We start from the raw sequence: 1206 nt of genomic DNA on the forward strand, positions 1-1206 counted from the left end.
CAAGCAATCCAACGGTAATCCCCCCAATTTTAGAGGGGCCTGTCAGTAGAATTTAAGCTGCTTTCAGTTTCTGTATCGGTGTCATCCCACCGATCCCCATGTTTGGCCTTTCGTTGTTGTAAGTCCAAAGCCAGCGCGTGGCATGGCCTTGTACCTCCTCGATGCTTTCGAAGTGATACCGGCCCAGCCATTCGGTCCGGACGGTTCTGTTGTAGCGTTCGACGTATGCGTTCTGTTGGGACTTACCCGGTTGGATATACATCAATGCGATCCCAGCCTTCTCGGCCCAGGTTTGCAAGGTGCCACTGATATATTCTGGGCCGTTGTCCACACGAATGGCCAGGGGTTTACCACGCCAGGTGATGATCTGTTTCAGCGCTCGCACTACCCGCTCAGAGGGCAATGAGAAGTCCACTTCGATCGCCAAGCCCTCGCGGTTGAAGTCATCCAGCACATTCAGCGTCCGGAACGACCGACCATCAACCAGTTGGTCTGCCATGAAGTCCATCGACCAGACTTCATTGGACGCCTCTGGCACGGCCAAGGGTTCCGGTTTCTCTCGCTGCAGACGCTTGCGCGGTTTGATGCGCATGTTCAGCTCTAACTCGCGGTAGATGCGATACACACGCTTATGGTTCCATCTGAACCCTTTCACGTTTCGCAGATGCAGGAAGCACAGACCAAAACCCCAAGACTTTTTGGCGTTCGTTAGGGTCACCAGCCAGTCCGCGATCAACTCGTTTTCATCACTGAGCTTCGGTTGATATCGATAGCACGTCTCGCTGATGCTGAACGCGCGGCAGGCCAGTGCGATGCTGGCAGATCGATACCGCACCGCCCATTCGGCCATCTCACGCCTTAGAGATGGCCTCACCACTTTTTTCCCAACGCCTCCTTGAGAAGGTCGTTTTGCATGCTCTTCTCAGCATACATCTTCTTGAGCCGCTTGTTCTCTTCGTCCAGCTCTTTCATCCGTGCCATCAGACTGGCGTCCGTCCCGCCATACTTGGAACGCCACTTGTAAAAGCTCGCGCTGCTCATCCCGTGTTCACAACACAAGTCGGCAACCGGCACACCACTTTCAGCCTGCTTCAATATCGTCATGATCTGCGCGTCGCTGTACTTCGATTTCTTCATCAGAATCTCCTCCTTAATCATTCGAGAAAATTCTACTTTCAAACACCCCTAAATTTCGGGGGGATTACC

General features: G+C 53.3%; 1 protein-coding gene. It reads right to left on the reverse strand.

Translation table 11 applies throughout. The features are described from left to right. Nucleotides 1–52 precede the first annotated feature (52 nt). Nucleotides 53–1137 (reverse strand): IS3 family transposase gene (locus QMZ18_RS36910; protein WP_282611444.1). Its coding sequence is split into 2 segments (ribosomal slippage): nt 53–885 and nt 885–1137, totalling 1086 coding nucleotides; the frame shifts between segments, so codons are not numbered across the junction. Between the last annotated feature and the right edge of the window lie 69 nt (nt 1138–1206).

Origin of the sequence: Pelagibius sp. Alg239-R121 (genome assembly GCF_947331435.1) — a bacterium.
Lineage (GTDB): Bacteria > Pseudomonadota > Alphaproteobacteria > Kiloniellales > Kiloniellaceae > Denitrobaculum.